Origin of the sequence: Pseudomonas idahonensis, assembly GCF_037903935.1 — a bacterium.
In the GTDB taxonomy this organism is placed as follows: Bacteria; Pseudomonadota; Gammaproteobacteria; order Pseudomonadales; family Pseudomonadaceae; genus Aquipseudomonas; species Aquipseudomonas danubii.
In genome coordinates this window covers 759678-778271 of the sequence record NZ_CP149586.1, presented here as the reverse complement: position 1 = coordinate 778271, position 18594 = coordinate 759678, and the positions used below count along the sequence as shown (strand labels likewise).

Below are 18594 nucleotides of genomic sequence, written 5' to 3'. Positions count from 1 at the left end.
TCAGATGAATCTCTCGCCTTTTTGTTTATCCAGAGCATCACCCTCCAGCACCTGATCAGGGCTCAGACCTTGAACGGTGCATGGAATGAGGACTTTTAGCATCGCTGCGGCTTGACCATGGAGTGTCCTATGCGCACGTTGGCCAGTTTGTTGTTGATTGGATGCTGTACCTCCGCTTACGCCGACTCCCTTCCCCGTTTTCTCAACAGTAACGACAGCATTACCAACCTGCCCCAACCCAACCTGCCAGTGGACGCCTACCGCCCGGCTACACCGCAGTTGCAGACGCCTGAGCAACCCGTCGCCCCCCAAGGGCAGCAGCCGCTGATGATGGGCACCAAGGTTACGGTGCGTCAGGTCCAGATCGAGGGTGGCACGGTCTACCCTCTTGAGCAGTTGGCGGCGATCTACCAGCCATTGATCGGCCATGAAACCAGCTTCGCTCAATTGATCGAAACCACCCGAGAGATCACCCGACGCTACCAGAACGACGGCTACCTGCTGTCCTACGCCTTCATGCCGCAGCAGAACTTCAACCAGGGTGTCCTGCGGGTGGTGCTGGTGGAGGGCTATATCAGGGACTACCAGCTACAGGGCGACATCGGCCCGGTGTCCGCCTATCTGGACAAGCTGGTGAGCAAGCTAAAGGCCGAACGCCCGCTGACCCGCAAGACCTTCGAGCGCTATACCACTCTGATGAGCCGGGTACCGGGCGTGACCCTGCAAGCGGTGGTGCCACCACCGGGAACCACCGACGGTGCGACCCAATTGGTCGCCGTGGCCAGCCGCAAATCCATCAGCACCACCCTCAACAGCACCGACGACAATCGCAAAGGTCTGCAGGCCCTGGTGGGTATTACCAGCAGCTCGCAAACGGCCTGGGGCGAACAGCTGAGCCTCAGCGGACTGTTTCCCCCGGGCAAGGACAAGGAACACTACTACCGCCTGGACTACAGCCAGTTGCTGGGTTCCGAGGGCACGCAGTTGAGCCTCTACGGTGCGCGCTACCGCAGTGATCCGCGAAGCAACGTGCAATTGGGCAATGGCCTGGAGCTTGAGCCCCATCGCGCAAACGACCGTTTCTCCATCGGCGTCAGCCACCCCTTCATCGCCTCGCCCAATGAGATGCTCACCGCCGGTACACGCCTGTATGCAGTGAACGACAAGACCCGCTATCGGCTGAACAACGCCCCCCTGACCCTGGAAGAGAAAACCGATATCCGCGCCCTGGCGCTGGAGAGCGACTGGAGCAAATCCGATCAGCGCCAACTGCGAATCCTCAGCGCCGGTCTCTACCAGGGCCTGGACAGCATGGGAGCCAAGACCAACAACGCACTCTACGATCTGGATTTCTTCCGCCTGCGTGTGGCGGGAGTACAGAGCGACCGTCTCTTCGACAATTGGCAGGGGGTGCTTTCCGCAGCCCTGTACTGGAGCGATGACAATCTGCCAGACAGTGAACGGGCCAGTTTTGGCGGACAGAACTTCGCGCGGGGTTATCCCGATGACCAGGCCACCGGTGACAAGGGTTGGGGTGTGGCTTATGAGGTGAACTACAGCTTCCGTCGCGAGGGGCCTTGGGTCCGGGTACTGCAACCCTATGTCGTGCTGGACCGCTCCAAGACCTGGTTCAACCAGTTGCCGGTCAAGGGCAGCAACCTGTCATCGGCGGCTGTGGGTCTGCGCTTCGGCGACACCAAGCACTACAACATCGCCCTGGAGGCCGCCAAGCCCATGTCCGATGAAGCCCTGGACACCTACAACCGCCGTCCGCGCTATACCTTGAGTTTCAGCTATCAACTCTGAACAGTTGGGTGATTTTGACCTGCTCCCCAGCGGGTCTTTTTTTGCCGGTAAAAAAGACCGAGCAAGCCTGAAGGTCAAGGACCGACGACATGCAGCCGGGGTTGGGGAAACAGATTATTGAGGGTTTCCAGCAGGCGCACGTAATAGATCGGCTTGCGGAACAGATCCAGGACCTGCAGACGCAACAGGTCACTGACGTCATCCATGTCGGCGTGCCCCGACATGACGATCACCGGCAAGTGCTGGCGCGAGGTGTGCTCGCGCAGACGCTTGATCAGCGACAGGCCACCCTCTTCCGGCATGCGCAGGTCAGTGATCACCAGGGCAATGTCCGGATGCTGGGTGAGGTGTTCCAGAGCACATTTCACCGAGGTGGCGGTAAAGCAGCAAAAGCCCTCGCCTTCCAGCAGCTCGGCGAGTTCCATTAGCGCATCTTCTTCGTCGTCCACCAGCAGCAATTGCTGACGTGTAGGTTGAGGGAAGGTCATGGACAGTACCCTGGAGTGAGCGTCACGCCCGTGGTTGAACGCAGCCATCGAACATCAGGCTACCGGTGGCGTAACCGCAAACAGGCCTTCGGTTCTAGAAAACCGAAGGCCTGCACGGAACCGGGGGTAGCTTGAAGGTCTGTCGAAAGCGCTGCCCAGCGGCTGCTCACCTGGGCCACTCCGCTGATCAAGGGTCAGGCCGGGTGACGGCGTCGCCTCCAAGGCTGGTCAGGATGTTGTTGAAGATGGCCAGTACACGATCACCCAGAGGGGTAACGAACGCTACGACCACCACTGCCACCATCGCTACGACAATCGCGTACTCGATCGCGGATGCGCCTTCGGTGCGGTCAAAAAACAGGCGCGCCCTGAGCAACAAATATTGAAGAATCATCCTAGCTCTCCTTTGCGCCAGACGGCGCCACTGGAACAGCACTGGGCAAAATTCCCCGGTGCCACCTGAGCATTGTCAACAAAGCCCGGCCCAGCAACTGTAAGAACTGATTAATCACAAAGTATTAATCGGATGGTTGGCGCCAAAAAACTCGCCCCATTGAATCAACTCATACTTTTGTTCGCTATTTTTCGACGACTTAATGGCATTTCGTCCTAGCTCTACTACCTTCACATAGCGAAATAGTTGCATGTTCATAGCTGCCTGATTGCGAAATTAACTCGTTTGGAATCACGGGCTGGTGGTGCAGCAGGATAGGGAGAGCCTTCATGAACAGTCGCGTCACCATGGGTCTGGCTGGACTTCTGCTGCTGGGTGCGGTGTTTTTCGGTTACTGGGGCCTGGTCCTCAGCCGTCAACCCGAACCGGCACCACCGGCTCAACCGGTGGCCCCCCGCGTCGTCGAACAAGTCACCAGCAATGCCGAAGACCAGACCCGCCAACCCGTGGTGGTACTGGTGCGCGATGTGCCGCCTTTCGTTCCGCTCACCGCCGCGGATCTGGCGCTGGAAAAACTGCGCACCGCGCCTGCCGGCAGCCTCAGTGCCATTGACCAGGCGGTGGGCCGTACGCCCTGGCGACAACTGAGTGCCGGCACCTGGCTCAACGCCCAGAGCTTCGAGACCGGTGGCACCCTGGCACGAATGATTCGCAGCGATGAGCGAGCCCTGGCGGTAGCGGTGGATGAAGTCATCGGCGCCGCCGGGCAACTGAGCCCCGGGGACTATGTCGACGTGCTGTTGTTCCTGCGTCAGGACACGACCAATCCACAGCAATCGGCACAGATCGCCGTGCCCGCCATGCGGGTATTGGCAGTGGGCGAGCAACTGGGACTGACCAATGACGGACAGCCCGCCGCCCCAGCGGTGACCCGCGAGGAGAAGCTCAAGCAGGACCAGCGCCGGATCGCCGCCCGCACGGTGGTTCTGGCCGTACCCGAGCAGCTCTTGAGCCGGTTGATGCTCGCCACCCAGGTCGGCGTGCTGCGACTGGCCGTGCGCAGCAGCGATGAGCAGCGCCTGGCCCACTACTGGGCCGGCAATGAGGACGCCATCGGCCACCTCGATGCAGCCAACAGCAACCTGTTCCAGTTCACTCAACTGGCCCTCGGCAAAGCTCCCCGTAGCCCGCTCGCCCAAGGTGGCGGACCACGCTCGGCGGTGGAGGTCATCCGGGGCAACCAGGTCTCTCAACAAACCCCCTGATCGAGCAAGGATGCATGACATGCGCAGTCGTTCCATGCCGCTGTTCACCACACTGCTGACGCTGAGTCTGGGCCAATGGCTCTGGAACCCGGCCATGGCCGCGCCAATGTCGGGCTGCTCGAGCCTGGCGCCGTTGCCGGCCGTGCTGGAAGTCGGCGAAGGTTTGCAACAGGAGCTGCAGTCCCCGGTGGTCATCACTCGCTTGGCGGTAGGCGATCCGAAAGTCGCCGATGTCCACGCCAACGGCAACAAGGCCTTTCTGCTCACCGGCATGGCTCCCGGCGCCACCAGCCTGATGGTCTGGACCTCCTGCTCCAGCACTCCACGCCAGAGCATGGTGTTCGTCCGCGGCCGGGCCACTGCCGACATGACCGCCAGCCGCTTGCCAATCAGCGACGATCCGTTGCTGCCCAGCCAGGTACAGACCGACATCCGCTTCGTCGAGGTCAGCCGCACCAAGCTCAAGGAGGCCAGTGCCTCGATCTTCGGCCGCGGAAACAACTTCCTGTTCGGCTCCCCTGGCACCGCTCCCGTCACCACCGGCACCGCCGGCAGCGTCACCCCGACCTTCGGTGGCCGGCGGACCAACATCCCCCTGGACAACGGCACCTTCAACATCGGCTTCGGCAATGGCCGGGTACTGACCCTGATCAACGCCCTGGAAGGCAGCGGCTTCGCCTACACCCTGGCCCGGCCCTCCCTGGTGGCCCTCAGCGGCCAGAGCGCAAGCTTCCTGGCCGGTGGCGAAATCCCTATTCCGGTGCCCAGCACCGCTAGCAACAGCGTGACCATCGAATACAAGGAATTCGGTATCCGCCTGACCCTGACCCCCACCATTGTCGACAGCGGTCGCATTTCGCTGAAAGTGGCGCCGGAGGTCAGTGAGCTGGACTACAGCAACGGCGTGACCATCGCCGGGACCGTAGTACCGGCGCTGATCGTACGACGCACGGACACCAGCATCTCCCTGGCCGATGGCGAGAGCTTCGTCATCAGCGGCCTGATCAGCACCCGCAACAGTTCCCTGGTGAGCAAGTTTCCCGGGTTGGGGGACATCCCGGTACTGGGGGCCTTTTTCCGCGACTCGACGATCAATCGCGAAGAGCGCGAGCTGCTGATGGTGGTCACTCCGCATCTGGTCCAGCCCCTGGCCGCCGATGCCAAGCTGCCGGCCTTGCCCGGTGAACGCCTGCGCAGCTACGACCCGAACTTCTATCGCATGTTCTTCCTCGAGAACGGCAACTTCGACAAGCGCAGCGGGCTATCGCAATGAGCCAGAACATGAGCCAGACGTTCCTGGCCATCACCCGCAACAGCACCGATCTTGAATGGCTGCAAGGCGCCCTGGCGCCCCTGGGCCAGGTGGTAGGGGCCGATGGCAGCCTCGACGAGTTGCTGGCGCTGGTGGACGTGACTTTCGCCAACCTGGTGTTCGTCGGCCTCGACCGCGAGCATGTGGTGGCCCAGGCCGCACTGATCGAAGGGGCCCTGGAAGCCAAGCCGATGCTGGCGATCGTCGCCCTCGGCGATGGCATGGACAACCAGTTGGTCCTCAACGCCATGCGTGCCGGCGCCCGGGACTTCGTCGCCTACGGCTCGCGTTCCAGCGAAGTTGCCGGTCTGGTCCGACGTTTGAGCAAACGCCTGCCGGCAGTGACGCCCAACACCCAGATGGGCGGCCTGACCGTGCTCTACGGCGCGCAAGCCGATAGCGACGGCGCACTCCTGTCCGGGCACCTGGCCCTGGTGGTGCAAAAGAGTGGCCAGCAGACTCTGCTGCTGGACCTCGGCCTGCCCCGTGGCGACAGCCTGGCACTGTTGGGGCTGGAAAGTTCGTTCCACTTCGGCGATGCCCTGCGCCACCTGCGGCGCCTGGATACCACCCTGATCGACAGCGCCTTCACCAGCACTGAAGCCGGCTTGCGCATCCTCGCCTACGCCAGTCACGACGAGCCCCTGGAACACACCAGTGCCGCCGAGCTGTACATGTTGCTCAGCGCCTTGCGCCAGCACTTCCAGCACATCGTGGTGAACCTTGTTGGCCAGCCCGACAGCGAGGCTCTGCGGACCTTCGTCAGTCATTGCGACAAGCTGATCTGGTGCACCGACCAGAATGTCCTCGACTGCCGGCGCAACCTGGCGGTCCTCAATCACTGGCGCGAAAAGGGCATGAAACTGGAGCACGCACGCTTGCTGGTGGACCGCTACCTGCGCGCCGTCACTCCGGATTCCGAAACCCTGGGCAAGACTTTCGGCCTGGAAGTGATCGCGGTGCTGGCCTACAGCCCGGAGGTGCGCCTGAACGCCAAGAACCAGGGAGTCACCCTGTTTGAAATGGCCCCCCGGGAGAGCCTGACCCAAAGCATTCGCACCTTGGGCGAACGCCTGGCCAAGCGCTCCGAAGGCCTGACCAAGCCCAAGGCCGGCTGGCTCAACAGAATCATGGGGGGCAGATGAGCGGCGAAAAACTCTTTGGCGCCCCGGCTCGTCCGGCACCGGGCAATAGCGATCACGAAGGCCTGAAGCTGGTGCTGCATCGCTACATCATCGATGCCATCGAAGACTCGGGGAAAAACCTGCTGGAAAGCTCCCGGCAGAACCTCTCGCAGTTCGTCACCGACAAAGTGGCGGAGTACATCGCGCGCATGCACCTGGCGATTTCCCGCTACGAAATGGAACGGCTGGCGGAGGAAATCGTCGATGAGCTGACCGGCTTCGGCCCCCTGGAAGTGCTGCTGCGCGATCCGGCGGTGACCGAGATCCTGGTCAACGGCCCGCACCGGGTATTCGTCGAGCGCGACGGCGTGCTGCACCAGAGCGACCTGCGTTTCATCGACGCCCACCATGTTGAGCGGGTCATGCAACGGATCCTTGCCCCCTTGGGCCGACGCCTCGACGAGTCCTCGCCGATGGTCGATGCGCGCCTGCCGGACGGCAGCCGGGTCAACGCCATCATTCCTCCCATCGCCCTGGACGGCCCCTGCCTGTCGATTCGTAAATTTCGCAAGGACATGCTCAAGAGCAGCGACCTGATCGCCATGCAGACCATCGACCTGGCGATCTTCGAGTTCCTCCAGGAGGCCGTGGGCAAACGCTGCAACATCCTGATCAGCGGCGGCACCGGTACCGGCAAGACCACCCTGCTGAACATCCTCAGCCAGTTGATCAATCCCCACGAACGGCTGGTGACCATCGAAGACGTGGCCGAACTGCAACTGGGGCACCCCCATGTGGTGCGTCTGGAAACCCGCCCGCCCAATGCCGAGGGCCATGGCGAGGTCAAGGCCAGCGACCTGATCCGCAACGCCCTGCGGATGCGCCCGGATCGGATCATCCTCGGTGAGATCCGCGGCGTGGAAGTACTGGATGTACTGACCGCGATGAACACCGGCCACGATGGTTCCATGAGTACGGTACACGCCAACAACGCTCAGGATGCCCTGTTGCGCCTGGAGACCCTGGTGGGCCTGACCGGTCGCCAGATCGCCGAGCGCACCTTGCGGCAGATGATCTGCGCGGCCCTGGATGTGGTGATCCAGTTGACCCGCCTGCCCGATGGCCGGCGCTGCGTCAGCGAAGTGGTGGAGGTGGTGGGCATTCGCGATGACATCTATGTCACCAACACCCTGTTCCGCCTGGATCGCCGCAGCGGCTTTGGCTTCGGTTTCCTGCGCGAGGCGCTGCACCCGGCGGGGGACAAACTGCGCCGCGAGAGCGGGCTGAGCGTCAATTGAACCGGCGAGGTAGCCCATGATCGGCCTGCTGCTTACCTTGATCTGCCTGATTCTGCTGGGGCTTTCCGGCTGGCTGTTCTACCACGGTGTGCGCAAGACCGAGCGTGAGCGAGTGCTCAACCGGCTGGCCGAAGGGCAACCCGAGCTGAGCCCGCAACGCAGTCCATGGATCGGCCTGGAGCGCGCCTTTGCCCGCGCCGGCCTGGGCCAGCCCAGTGAGCGCCTGGGCCTGTGGCTGGCGGTGTGGGCTGTGCTGATGTTGTTGGGCTACCTGCTGGGGAACTGGCTCGGACTGCTGGGCTGCCTCTTCGGCCCACCGCTGCTGTTGCGGCTGTATATCGCCTGGCTGTACCAGCGCCGGCTCAAACGCATGATCGAGCAACTGCCGCCCTTGCTGGATCACAGCGTGCGCAGCCTGAAGTCCGGACGCACCCTGGCAGACGCCGTGCTGGGAGCCATCGAGGCCAGTAACGATCCGCTGAAACAAGCCATGGGGCGTATCCAGCGCAACGTGCAACTGGGGGTCAATCTGCCGGACGCGGTCAACGATTTCGCCGAGTTCTACGAACAGGACGAGTTACGCATGTTCGCCCTGGGCCTTAAGGTCAATCACCGATATGGCGGCAACGCCAGCGAGCTCCTGGAAAACCTGATCAAGCTGATTCGCGAGCGGGAACAAGGGGCCCGACAACTGAGCGCGATGACCGGCGAAACCCGCATGACCGCCTGGGTCCTGGGAACCCTGCCGCTGCTGCTGGTGGGCTACTTCATGCTCACCAACCCGGGCTACATGCTGGGCATGTGGCACGACCCTTCCGGACAGAAAATGCTGATCACTGCCGTGTGCTTGCAGATCTTCGGCTGCCTGGCCCTGTGGCGCATGTTGAGGAGTATCTGAAATGCTTCTGCTGGCCGCTGCGATGCTGTTTTTAGGTGCCTTGCTGCTGCTTGGCAACGGCGTGCTGGAGCAACGCCGGCGCGAGCGCCAGGTTGCCCAGCGCCTGCAAGGCAACCTGACCCGTGACAACCGCCTGGGCAGTTGGCTGCGACAGTTGGGCGACAGCCGCTTCGGCCAGCGCGCCGTCAGCATGGACAGCGAGACCCAGACCCTGCTCAACCGTCTGGGCTGGCGTCGCGCCAGCCAGCGCTCGCTGTTCGCCGCCAGCCAGATCGCGACCCCGGTGCTGGCGGTGTGCCTGGTGATCTTTGTCCAGGAAGTGGCATTCCCCAACGCGCAAAGCAAATGGCTGGTACCGATGCTGGCGGCCGGGGCCGGTTATCTGCTGCCCAAGCGCGCCCTGGCCTACGCCGCTCACCGCCGGCAGAAGCAGATCGCCCTGGAGATTTCGACCTTCATTCCCTTGCTGCGCATTCTGTTCGAGTCGGGCATGGCCGTGGAACAGGCCCTGCGGGTCCTGAGCAACGAAGCCGGGAAGCTGCTGCCGGAACTGACCCACGAGTTGCGCCTGATCCTGGCACGGGTCGATTCGGGCCTGGAGCTGGGCCAGGAGCTCAGCCAGACCGCGACCCTGCTGGCGGTGGACGAATTCACCGACACCTGTGTGATTCTCCAGCAACTGGTACTGCAAGGCGGCGGGGCGATGAAATCCCTGCAGGCCCTCAAGCAGTTGCTCGACGACCGGCGCCTGACTCGCCTGCAGGAATACATATCGAAAATGTCGGCCAAAATGTCGGTGGTGATGATGCTGTTTCTCTTCCCCGCCTTGTTGATCGTGCTGGCCGGGCCGGGCTTCACCGCCATCGCCCGGGCCTTTGCTGCCTAGAGGGAATTTGATGAAAGCCATGATTGTCGCCACCAGTTTGTTGCTGCTCGGCGGATGCGCCAGCAACGGCCAGGTGCCGTGGGCAGCCCTGACCCAATCCGCCAGTTGTGCCAAGCTCAGCTCAGAGCAGGAGCTGGCGGTGAACCTCGCCGATGAGATGGCCAACGACGGCAAGCTGCACGCCAGCCTGGCCAACCTGCAGAACCTGCCGGACAACCTCGCCGAAGTGCGGGTGCGCAAGGCCCGGGTCTACCGCCTGCTGGGCCGTAATGAGGCCGAGCCGCTGTACCGCAGCCTGCTGGGCTCCTGCCTGGCCGCCGAGGGCGAGCATGGCCTGGGCCAATTGGCGGCGGCCCGGGGGGACAACGGCCAGGCTCAGGCTCACCTGCAAAGGGCGGCGCGACTGGCACCGACCAATGAAAAAATCCGCAACGACCTGGGGGTCGTCTACCTCAACCAGTTGCGCATCGAAGATGCACGCTTCGAATTCCTCACCGCCATCGAGCTCAAGCAGTCCGAGCCGCTGGCGGCCATCAACCTGGTGACCCTGTTGCTTTATCAGGACAACTGGAAGCAGGCCGCCGAAGTGGTCAGCCAGGCCAACCTGAATCCCCAGCAATTTTCCCAGGCCCAGGCCCGCGCCGAGGCGCTGGGGAAACCCGCGACAACCACGGCCTCCGTGCCCAAGGTGGCGAAGGGTTCCACGACCCTGCAGCCCGAGGCCACGCCGTCCAAGGAGCGCTGAAATGAAACTGCCCATGCTCTGCTGCACCGCCCTGCTGACGATGCCTCTGGCTGCCCAAGCCATCGATGCAGGCCCCGCCTCGCCCCAGCAGCAGGAGACCGAAGGCTGGCTGCTGTTGCAAAGCCGCAACCTGGCCGCCTCGCCGCAGCCACAGTCGGCGACCCCCACGGAACGTGAGCTGGCGTTGCAGCGCTGGTTGAAAAAATACCACTACGAAATTCCGGACCTGTACGACCCGGATGCCGGTGGCAAGGTGGAAACCAAGTAGCCAGGAGGGAATCGAGCGGCGGTGAGCTCATCACCGCCGCCATGCACTGCTCGTTATCAGTGGGCGGTGACCCGCTGGCGCAGCCCCGAATTGCTCGGTGACAAGGCCAGGGCCAGTTGCGTGCGGTTGTGCATGTGGGTCAGCCGCAGGACCTGGGAAACGTAGAGTTTTACGGTGTTTTCGGTGATCCCCAGTTCACAGGCGATCTGGTAGTTGGTCTGCCCCTTGCCCACCAGTCGCGCCACGTCCAGTTGTCGTGGCGACAGCTGGTTGAAGATGGCCGGAATCTCGATGGCATCAGCGTCTGCGCTGTCGCCCTGAGACTCCTCGCTGCGACTGGCGGCGGGGGTACGCCGGACCTTGTCCAGGTCCTGGTAGAGATCGTCTATGGACTCCGAAAGAAATTGCAGCTTCTGGTTCAGGTGCCCCAGGTGCAGGTTCTTCTGCCGCTCCTGCAAGGCGACTTCCTGACGCTGCAGGCCTTCGAGGAGTTCGTCCAGGTCGATGGGTTTCTGGTAGTAATCGGCAATGCCGGCGCGCAGGGCCTTGATCACGTCCTGTTTGTCCGCCTGCCCGGTGAGCATGATGGCTTCGAACACCCGATGCTTGCCGGCCAGTCGCTGCAGTTCCTGCACCAGCTGGATGCCGTCCATATCCGGCATGTGCAGATCGCAGAGCACCAGGGAGATTTCCGGGTCCTTGTTGAAGCACTCCATCGCCTGGAGGCTGGACTCGCAAGGAACACAACGGTAACCACTGCTTTCAAGAAACTCGCATAGTTCTTCGACAATCAGTGGCTGATCATCGACCACGAGCACTTTCATCTGTGAGGTGAGCTTGTTCACGTGCTACTCCGTGCGGGCCATTCGTCGACTGGCCACTCCTGTCCTGCCTCGCATGATCCAGGCAGCTACACATAAAAACCTAGACCCACTTTCCGACTATGTACATCGCATTAATCAGTCCGGCGACTAATGGATCACGCTCACAGTTAAGACCATTCCAGCCAGTACAAAGGGGGCAAATGGGTATTTTTTTGACAAGCGCCTGCCGGTCCCTCCCGCTTGGGGGTCAAGCCCTTGTTTCTGCTGAAACCAGAGCCTGGGCGCGATCAGCAACCACACCAGGCTGCAGAGCCCAGCGCCGATAAAGGCCCCCAGTAAGTGCTCTGGGTCGCAGAGCAGCCCCAGGGCCGCCATCAACTTGACGTCCCCCGCCCCCATCCGCCCCATGGCATACCCGGGCAAAGTGAACAGCAGGGCCAGCAACAATGCCCAACCACCCTGTGCGGCACTGGCCCCCAGCCAGGTACTGCCGGTCCACAACAGGTACAGGCCGGCCAGCAGCGCGACGCCCAGAGTCAAGCTGTTGGCGATCTGCCGCTGACGCAGATCCTGCAGCGCACAGATTGCCAACCAGATCCACAAAACCCAGAAATGCATCGCCGAAGAGGGTTCCTTTTGCCGGATTGATCCTATGCTCAATGGACATAGTGGTTGTCAGGGTAGACGCACTCATGAAACCGGGCCTCCCTAGAAAGCAGAAAGGTGCTGTGGCGATCGAATTCGCCGCCGTGTTCGTGATCTTCTTCGCGGTGTTTTACGGCCTGGTCAGCTACAGCCTGCCGCTGCTGCTGATGCAATCCTTCAACCAGGCGACCGCTGAAGCGGTGCGCCGGGCCGTGGCGGTCGACCCCAATATCGACGACTACGCCACCACGGTGCAGGACCTGGCCAACACCGTGGTGCAGAACCAGACCAACTGGATTCCGCCGGCCTTCAACTTCGCCGCCGCCGACCACAGCGCGGTGTACGCCAACGGCGTACTCACAGTACGGATCGACTACCCCACCCAGAAACTCACCCAGGTACTGCCGCGCCTGGTATTACCGGTGGTCGGCCCGGTGCCCAACCTGCCCACCAACCTGAGCGCCATCTCGAGTGTGCAATTTTGACCTCTGGTGACAAGCTGCTTGGACGCTTGCTGGGCCGTCAGCCACTCCCCGCCGACGAGTCCCGGGTCCCGCCCCAGGCTGTTGGCCTGCAACTGGTACTCGACCCCCAGGGCCGGGTCCTCACCAGCAGCGGGCCATTGCGTCATGGGCTGGCCCAGTTGCCCCCCAGCGCCGAACCACCGCACCTGCTGGACTACATCTTGCCCGGCAGCACCCTGGCCCTCGAAGGCCGTCCCGCCGACTGGAGCGGACAAGTGCTGGACCTGGACCTGCGCGGGCTGGGTGGCAAGACCTTGCACCTGCGCGGCTGGCTCCAACCCTGGGGCTCGCAATGGTTGCTGCATCTGCTGGACATCGGCGACCTGATCCAGCAACGCCAACAGGCCCTGAGCCGTGAGCAATGCCAGATCTTCGCCGCGCAGATCAGCGAACAGATCCGCCTGTGCAACCTGACCCGCCTGCCGGACGTGCTGCACGACCAGCTCGCCGACCTGGCCCGCTACTGGCACATCCCCTGCCTGGGCCTGGCCTTGCTCGACGAACAGGAACAAAGCTGGGTCATCCACAGTTGCTACAGTGCCCATGACTCACCCCGGTTGTGGCATGACGACCAGGACCTGGGGACTGGCCTGGATAGCCTGAGCGGCAATACACCGCTGCATCTGAATCAAATCCAGGGCCTGAATGAACACCCGCGATTGCAGGGCATCTTCGGTCATCGCGAAGGTTTTCTGGTGCCCTACCGGGACGACCATGGCGTCGCGGCCTGGCTGCTGTGCGGCTGTTACGCCGTACAGCAACACGCGCCCAACCTGCTGGACCGCGACTGGCTGGCGCTCACTGCGGCCCTGGCCGGACCGCTGCTCAGCCGCCTGCGGGAACAGCGTCATCACCTGCACCTGGAGCGCCTGGAAGCCCTGCAAGGGCTGCTGGGCACCGGTTGGTGGGAACTGCGCGCCGACACGGCCGAGGTGTTGCTGGCCAAGCCACTGGCCGCCAGCCTGCAACTGCCCGCCGACAGCAACAGACTCAGCGTCCAGGATTGGCTGGAACTGATTCACCCCGCCGACCGCGCCGAACTCAACAGCCGCCTGCAGGCCCTGAAGCTGGGCAAGCCGCTGCTGCTCTGCGTCCGCCTGCACGAAGCTGACCCGAGCGCAGCAACGCGCTGGTACCGTTTGCAGGGCCAGGCCCTGGGACGAGGGGAACAGCAACGGCTGGTGGGGTTCATGCTGGATATCAGCGATATCAAGAACCAACAGCAACAAGCCGCTGCCGCCCATGCCCGCCTGGATAACCTGATCGCCAGCTCGCCGGCGGTGATCTATGTCCAGCGCTACCTGGAAGGCGCCCTGCAACCGAGTTTTTTCAGCGCCAGCCTGCAACCGCTGCTGGGCTGGAGCCTGGAAGACTGCAACGAAGGCGCCGTGGCGGACTGGGTCCATCCCGAGGACCGCGACCTGTACTTCCAGCGCTGTCGCCAACTGCTGCGTGAGGGCAATGTCCATGCCCGCTACCGACTCCGGGATCGCCAGGGGAACTTTCACTGGGTACTGGACGAAGCCCGGCTGCTGCGCAATGACCTGGGCCTGCCGGTGGAAGCGGTTGGCCTGTGGCTGGACGTCACCGAAGCCACCCTGGCCGCCGAGCACGTGCGCCAGAGCGAAGAGCGCTACCGGATTCTGGTGGAAGACTCACCGGCGATGATCTGCCGCTACCGCCCGGACCTGACCCTGACCTTCGGCAACCGGCCGCTGGCGGCCTACCTGGAGTGCGCCGCCGAAGATCTGCCGGGGAGCAATCTCGGACAGTGGCTGTCCGCCGAGCAGCGCGAGGGTTTTGAACGGCGGCTCACGTTGCTGAGCCCGGAGTTTCCGGTCAGCACCGCCGAGATCAACCTGCAACTGCCAGGGCGTGAACACGCCTGGTGGGTCTGGTCGGATCGTGGGGTATTCGATGAACAGGGGCAGTTGCTGGAAATCCAGGCCGTGGGCCGCGACAACACCGAAGTGCGGCGTTCCCAGCAGCAACTGACGCAAAGCGCGAAAATGGCCACCCTGGGGGAAATGGCCACCGGCCTGGCCCATGAAATCAACCAGCCGCTCAACGTGATGCGCATGGCCATCGTCAATGTGCTCAAGCGCCTGAACAGTGGCGATATCCAGGTCGACTACCTGACCGAAAAACTCCATCGCATCGACGCTCAGGTCCAGCGGGCCGCTCGAGTGGTGGACCACATGCGGGTATTCGGCCGGCGCTCGGAGGTGGAGCAACAGCCCTTCAATCCGGCCCAGGCCATCGAGGGGACCCTATCGCTGCTGGCCGAGGGCATGCGTGGCAAGGGGCTGGAACTGCGTATCAGCGAGCTGGGTTTCGAGGTTCAGGTGCTGGGCTTTGTCGACCAGTTGGAACAGGTGCTGATCAACCTTTTGGTGAATGCCCGGGACGCCCTGCTGGGCAAGCAAGGGCAGCAGAAGGATTTCAAACCCTGGATTGCCGTACATGGCCAGCGCGACGAACAGTGGGTGCGCCTGTGGGTCGAGGACAACGCCGGTGGCATCGACCCGCGGCTGCTGGAACGGATTTTCGAACCCTTCTTCACCACCAAGCCGGTGGGCGTCGGCACCGGGCTCGGTCTGTCGGTGAGCTACGGCATAGTCCAGAACATGGGCGGCCGCCTGAGTGTCAGCAACGGCCAGGACGGCGCGCGCTTTTGCATCGAGCTGCCAATTGTCCAGGCGGATCAGATCACCAGATAGGCCCTGCCCGTCTGCCCGCAGGTGAGGTTGGCACCGACCTGGACGTCCATCAGGCTGACCCCCAATGCCGCCAGCAGGTTGTTCAACAGCGGATCGAGCAAGGGGCTCAGCAGATTGCTGATCAGCGGCATGATCAGGCTGGTGACACCATTGATCAGCCCTCCCGCGCCCGCCACTACCGAACCCAGGAGGTTGGCGCTGACCGGCTGGTAAACCTGCAGGCTGATCCCGGAGATAGTGCCCGACAGGCTGTTGACGAGGTTGTTGGTCGGGGCAGCGTTCTGGTAGCTCGGCGCTTGGTTGACGTTCGGGGGGACAGCAAAATCCGGCGCACCGCTTGAGTAAGTCAGGTCCCGCCCCACGTTCGGCCCGGTCTGGCTGCGCCCCAGCGAAGCGTCGACCATGATGCCGATGCCCCCGGCGGCGAAGGCCGTGCGCGCCGGCCCGCAACTGCCGATCCCGAGAATCTTGCGACAGGTCCAGATGCCCAGGTCGATGATCGGCAGTGGCGTCACCACAGGTTGCGTCGAGGAAGAGAACGTCGTGTTGGGATCAATCTTCCCGACCTTGATGTCGGCCAGGGACGATTTGCTGTGCGCCGTGAGGCTTTTGGTTCCAGTGTTGCCCGTCGGACAGCTGTAGTTGGTGACGTAGGCCTCGGCGCCGCCCAGTTCCAGGTTGATGTCGATTCGCGGAGAAGGCAGCACTTGCGGGTCAATTTGCTGGCAGCCAGCGCCCAGCAGGCAGCCCACGGAGTTGATGGTGGCCGCCAGGTTCAGGCTCAGGACACTGTTGAGGGTTGGCGTCAGCGAACCCACCAGGCCCAGCACGGCATTGGCCAGGCCGGTCACCCCGGACAGGCCGGTGAGGTCGACTGAAATCAGCGTCCTTACCTGGGCCGTGCGCACGTAGATGCTATTGGCCCCCTGCGGATCAAGGACGGCCAACCGAGGGTCACCGACCGCCGAGAACTGCGGTGGCTCGATGACCTTGACCCTGACCGTCACACTGGCCAGGCCCAGCAGGTTGGCCGGTATTACCGCCGCCACCGCGCTCTTGCTGTTGGCCAGTTGAACCATCGCTTGCAGCAGTTGGAACAGCTGCACGTTGGCATCCAGCGCGGTGGACACGGCACCGGTCTGCAGTTTCAGGATGTCCCCCAGTTCCAGCTCCGGTATCTGAGCACTCACCGCCGCCTGCAGGCTCCCCAGGGCCGCCAGTATGTCGGCGGTCGCGCCATTGGCCTGAACCACGGTGGCGGCAGTCTGGATCAGTTGGGTCAGGCTCGCCTGGGTGTTGAGCAACTGGGTGTAGTTGCCGGCGGCGACGCCCAGGTCGATCGCCAGTTGGTCGAGGTAGCTCAGCAAATTGATATCGCTGTTGAGCAGGCCATTCCAGCCCACGGCACTGATGTTCACGCTGCCGCCGAGCATGTTGCCCACCAGGGCATTGAGCAACGCTGAGTTGGCGCTGTTGACGGTGGCGATGGTGCTGCGAATGCTCAGTTGCGCCAGCGGCGGCGTTGGTGCAGCCGCAACGGCTGTGGCCGTGAGCTGCGTGGTGAGGTTGATCGGACCTGGCGAGAACAGCGCAGCAACACCCGAGGCCACACTGATGGGGACGGTGTTAGTGGCGATTACCTGCACAGCCGCCGACTGCGCCGGGTTGGCATTGAATGTACGCAAACCGTCGGCTCTGGTGCTCAGGAAGCCGCAGTTGGTGGTCAGGGTATTGCCGGCGGCGACGACGAAGCCATTGCGCACTGCACTCTGCCCGACATAGGTGGCGGCCGTCAGGCCGGCCAGGCAATTGCCGCCACGGCTGACGGCTTCCAGCGCCGCGTTGTCCGCTACCCGCTGCAACTTGCGCTGCTCCATGTAGAGCCGGCCGCTGTCTACCACCAGCAGCATCAGCAACAGCGCCAGGCCCAGGGTCGTTGCCGCCATCAGGCCAATGGCGCCACGTTGACGGGCCGGGCCGGTAAACCGCTTCAGAGGAGACATCGGGGCACTCCTTTACCGGCTCGCAGCCGAGCGCACTCTCCATCGATGCACAGCAGTGTAGTCAAAGGCCCGGGCCTGCGCTGGCAGACTGCCAGCTCGCCTAACTGTCGGCGCAAAGGCGCGCCACAGGCTGCCTGCGGCGCTTGCCAAAGCCGGTGCTCCTGCCTGGTAAAGGCCTCAGTGCGGCGGGTAGTTCTGCAGGATTCGCATCACTGTAGTACGCACCGCAGTCGTGCGGTCGGCAGGATTGGGCGAGCTGCTGAGCATTTGTTCATCACTGCCACGCCACACCAGCCTGCCGTCCTTACCGTCCAGCAAGTCGATCTGAAGGGTCGCCACCTTGTAGGTGATGTTACGGGTCTCGTTGTACATCGGGCCGCCCCAGTAGCCATTCCATGGGCCACCCCAGCCTCCACCATAGTGGGTGGTGACCTGTTGCTGACGGTCCTCGACGATCAGATACGCCTGGACATTCAGGTCTGCCCGGCTCCCGCCCTGGGCCGGGCGCAGACCCCGCTGGTCCAATTGCTCGGCCACCGCCTGACGGATGCGCTGCTCGGTCAGGTCACTCTTGATGCGCGGATCGTCGGGGCGATATTGCAGGGCGGGTTCTTTCCAGCTCCAGCTGCGGTAGGCGCCAAAGTCCCGGCTGGCGTCAAAGTCATGATTGATCTGGTCAGCAGCGCAAGCACTGAGCAAGGCGGCACACACCAGTAACGCGATTCGATGGAACATGCTGTTTCTCCGCGTGAAGAGCAAAAACGGGCATCGTTCAACTAACTGGGAGGATAGGCGGCCATGGCCTTTTGCACTGCCTCACGCAGCGAATCGGCACGTTCACTCAGGCTGCCCCTGCTGCTGGTCTCGGCGCTGGCGCTCCACACCGGCTGGCCGCTGGCGCCGTCAAACAGATTGACCCGGACCACCACGACCTCCACCTCGTAGGTGCGCACCACCGGCACGCTGCCGTACATGCCGTAACCCGGCCCGTAGCGGTTGTACCCCCCGTACCCGCCATAACCATAATCGTCCCGGACCTGGCGCAAACGCTTCTCCAGGTGCAGGTCAGCGCTGACCCACAGGTCCGCCGGACGCAGGTCTTGCACCGGTCGCAAACCCTGCTGATCCAGGGCATTGCTGACCGCCTCGGCGATCTGCGCCGAGTCGGCCCAGGCCGAGCCGTTGGGCAGGCGCCCATTGAGCCAAGCCCAGTTGCGGTAGCGCCCATAGTCCCGTTGCGGCGCCGGATAGGCGCTGCGGTCGAAGGTGTTGGCCGCTTGCGGTGGCGCCGGTGGCAGGGGCTTGCTACTGGCGACGTAGGGATTGCTGCCCTGACAGGCGGCAAGCCCGGAACACAGGAAGATCAGACCCAGGCGGCGTTTCATTGCGCACTC

18 protein-coding genes are annotated in these 18594 nt (G+C 63.1%); 11 read left to right on the top strand and 7 right to left on the bottom strand.

What is annotated here, in order from left to right:
- The first annotated feature begins 129 nt into the window (after positions 1–129).
- Positions 130–1806: a ShlB/FhaC/HecB family hemolysin secretion/activation protein gene (locus WIN67_RS03495; protein WP_339070639.1), complete on the top strand. Its 1677-nt coding sequence runs from the start codon at positions 130–132 to the stop codon at positions 1804–1806.
- Between the two features lie 74 nt (positions 1807–1880).
- On the opposite strand, the gene WIN67_RS03490 is transcribed toward WIN67_RS03495, so the two are convergent.
- On the bottom strand, positions 1881–2294 hold the full coding sequence (locus tag WIN67_RS03490; protein ID WP_306399059.1) for a response regulator: 414 nt from the start codon (positions 2292–2294) through the stop codon (positions 1881–1883).
- Between the two features lie 187 nt (positions 2295–2481).
- A complete protein-coding gene (locus WIN67_RS03485) occupies positions 2482–2688 on the bottom strand; it encodes a Flp family type IVb pilin (protein WP_102863018.1) in 207 nt (68 codons plus the stop codon).
- Positions 2689–3017: 329 nt separating this feature from the next.
- Here WIN67_RS03485 and cpaB point away from each other — a divergent pair, with 329 nt between their 5' ends.
- From cpaB to WIN67_RS03445, 8 genes are read left to right on the top strand one after another with little or no spacing between them, the layout of a single operon-like run.
- Positions 3018–3953, top strand: coding sequence for a Flp pilus assembly protein CpaB (gene cpaB / locus WIN67_RS03480; protein WP_102881932.1), 936 nt, complete (start codon positions 3018–3020; stop codon positions 3951–3953).
- 19 nt (positions 3954–3972) lie between these two features.
- Positions 3973–5226: a type II and III secretion system protein family protein gene (locus WIN67_RS03475; RefSeq protein ID WP_123391192.1), complete on the top strand. Its 1254-nt coding sequence runs from the start codon at positions 3973–3975 to the stop codon at positions 5224–5226.
- On the top strand, positions 5223–6410 hold the full coding sequence (locus WIN67_RS03470; RefSeq protein WP_110595493.1) for an AAA family ATPase: 1188 nt from the start codon (positions 5223–5225) through the stop codon (positions 6408–6410). Before WIN67_RS03475 ends, WIN67_RS03470 begins: the two co-directional genes overlap by 4 nt.
- On the top strand, positions 6407–7687 hold the full coding sequence (locus WIN67_RS03465; RefSeq protein WP_102863014.1) for a CpaF family protein: 1281 nt from the start codon (positions 6407–6409) through the stop codon (positions 7685–7687). Before WIN67_RS03470 ends, WIN67_RS03465 begins: the two co-directional genes overlap by 4 nt.
- A gap of 16 nt (positions 7688–7703) precedes the next feature.
- Positions 7704–8585, top strand: a complete 882-nt coding sequence (locus tag WIN67_RS03460; RefSeq protein WP_267269321.1) for a type II secretion system F family protein — start codon at positions 7704–7706, stop codon at positions 8583–8585.
- A 1-nt stretch (position 8586) separates the two neighbouring features.
- Positions 8587–9471, top strand: coding sequence for a type II secretion system F family protein (locus WIN67_RS03455; RefSeq protein ID WP_102863012.1), 885 nt, complete (start codon positions 8587–8589; stop codon positions 9469–9471).
- A 10-nt stretch (positions 9472–9481) separates the two neighbouring features.
- Positions 9482–10216 carry a tetratricopeptide repeat protein gene (locus WIN67_RS03450; RefSeq protein ID WP_339070636.1) on the top strand — a complete coding sequence of 245 codons (735 nt, stop codon included), beginning with the start codon at positions 9482–9484 and terminating at the stop codon, positions 10214–10216.
- A gap of 1 nt (position 10217) precedes the next feature.
- Complete coding sequence (locus tag WIN67_RS03445; RefSeq protein ID WP_102881936.1) at positions 10218–10484, top strand: DUF3613 domain-containing protein; 267 nt, start codon at positions 10218–10220, stop codon at positions 10482–10484.
- A gap of 56 nt (positions 10485–10540) precedes the next feature.
- Here WIN67_RS03445 and WIN67_RS03440 read toward each other — a convergent pair whose 3' ends face one another.
- Entirely contained in the window at positions 10541–11329 is a 789-nt protein-coding gene (locus WIN67_RS03440) for a response regulator transcription factor (RefSeq protein WP_110595489.1), read from the bottom strand.
- 126 nt (positions 11330–11455) lie between these two features.
- Positions 11456–11926: an A24 family peptidase gene (locus WIN67_RS03435; protein ID WP_110595488.1), complete on the bottom strand. Its 471-nt coding sequence runs from the start codon at positions 11924–11926 to the stop codon at positions 11456–11458.
- Positions 11927–12000: 74 nt separating this feature from the next.
- Here WIN67_RS03435 and WIN67_RS03430 point away from each other — a divergent pair, with 74 nt between their 5' ends.
- Both WIN67_RS03430 and WIN67_RS03425 read left to right on the top strand, forming a co-directional pair.
- Positions 12001–12438, top strand: coding sequence for a TadE/TadG family type IV pilus assembly protein (locus WIN67_RS03430; protein WP_110595487.1), 438 nt, complete (start codon positions 12001–12003; stop codon positions 12436–12438).
- On the top strand, positions 12435–15197 hold the full coding sequence (locus WIN67_RS03425) for a PAS domain-containing sensor histidine kinase (protein ID WP_110650862.1): 2763 nt from the start codon (positions 12435–12437) through the stop codon (positions 15195–15197). Before WIN67_RS03430 ends, WIN67_RS03425 begins: the two co-directional genes overlap by 4 nt.
- On the opposite strand, the gene WIN67_RS03420 is transcribed toward WIN67_RS03425, so the two are convergent.
- From WIN67_RS03420 to WIN67_RS03410, 3 genes are all read right to left on the bottom strand, one after another.
- The gene (locus WIN67_RS03420) at positions 15182–17200 is read right to left on the bottom strand and encodes a pilus assembly protein TadG-related protein (RefSeq protein WP_339070635.1); all 2019 of its coding nucleotides are present in this window, start codon (positions 17198–17200) and stop codon (positions 15182–15184) included. The genes WIN67_RS03425 and WIN67_RS03420 overlap by 16 nt on opposite strands.
- Before the next feature lie 177 nt (positions 17201–17377).
- Positions 17378–17935 (bottom strand): DUF4136 domain-containing protein, encoded by a 558-nt coding sequence (locus WIN67_RS03415; protein WP_102881942.1) that lies wholly within the window; start codon positions 17933–17935, stop codon positions 17378–17380.
- Positions 17936–17976: 41 nt separating this feature from the next.
- A complete protein-coding gene (locus WIN67_RS03410) occupies positions 17977–18585 on the bottom strand; it encodes a DUF4136 domain-containing protein (protein WP_102863003.1) in 609 nt (202 codons plus the stop codon).
- Positions 18586–18594 lie beyond the last annotated feature (9 nt).

Excerpts from the sequence above, each read along its gene's own strand:
- WIN67_RS03495 (WP_339070639.1), top strand. The coding sequence starts at position 130 with ATGCGCACGTTGGCCAGTTTGTTGTTGATTGGATGCTGTACCTCCGCT.
- WIN67_RS03490 (WP_306399059.1), bottom strand. The coding sequence starts at position 2,294 with ATGACCTTCCCTCAACCTACACGTCAGCAATTGCTGCTGGTGGACGAC.
- WIN67_RS03485 (WP_102863018.1), bottom strand. The coding sequence starts at position 2,688 with ATGATTCTTCAATATTTGTTGCTCAGGGCGCGCCTGTTTTTTGACCGC.
- cpaB (WP_102881932.1), top strand. The coding sequence starts at position 3,018 with ATGAACAGTCGCGTCACCATGGGTCTGGCTGGACTTCTGCTGCTGGGT.
- WIN67_RS03475 (WP_123391192.1), top strand. The coding sequence starts at position 3,973 with ATGCGCAGTCGTTCCATGCCGCTGTTCACCACACTGCTGACGCTGAGT.
- WIN67_RS03470 (WP_110595493.1), top strand. The coding sequence starts at position 5,223 with ATGAGCCAGAACATGAGCCAGACGTTCCTGGCCATCACCCGCAACAGC.
- WIN67_RS03465 (WP_102863014.1), top strand. The coding sequence starts at position 6,407 with ATGAGCGGCGAAAAACTCTTTGGCGCCCCGGCTCGTCCGGCACCGGGC.
- WIN67_RS03460 (WP_267269321.1), top strand. The coding sequence starts at position 7,704 with ATGATCGGCCTGCTGCTTACCTTGATCTGCCTGATTCTGCTGGGGCTT.
- WIN67_RS03455 (WP_102863012.1), top strand. The coding sequence starts at position 8,587 with ATGCTTCTGCTGGCCGCTGCGATGCTGTTTTTAGGTGCCTTGCTGCTG.
- WIN67_RS03450 (WP_339070636.1), top strand. The coding sequence starts at position 9,482 with ATGAAAGCCATGATTGTCGCCACCAGTTTGTTGCTGCTCGGCGGATGC.
- WIN67_RS03445 (WP_102881936.1), top strand. The coding sequence starts at position 10,218 with ATGAAACTGCCCATGCTCTGCTGCACCGCCCTGCTGACGATGCCTCTG.
- WIN67_RS03435 (WP_110595488.1), bottom strand. The coding sequence starts at position 11,926 with ATGCATTTCTGGGTTTTGTGGATCTGGTTGGCAATCTGTGCGCTGCAG.
- WIN67_RS03430 (WP_110595487.1), top strand. The coding sequence starts at position 12,001 with ATGAAACCGGGCCTCCCTAGAAAGCAGAAAGGTGCTGTGGCGATCGAA.
- WIN67_RS03420 (WP_339070635.1), bottom strand. The coding sequence starts at position 17,200 with ATGTCTCCTCTGAAGCGGTTTACCGGCCCGGCCCGTCAACGTGGCGCC.
- WIN67_RS03415 (WP_102881942.1), bottom strand. The coding sequence starts at position 17,935 with ATGTTCCATCGAATCGCGTTACTGGTGTGTGCCGCCTTGCTCAGTGCT.
- WIN67_RS03410 (WP_102863003.1), bottom strand. The coding sequence starts at position 18,585 with ATGAAACGCCGCCTGGGTCTGATCTTCCTGTGTTCCGGGCTTGCCGCC.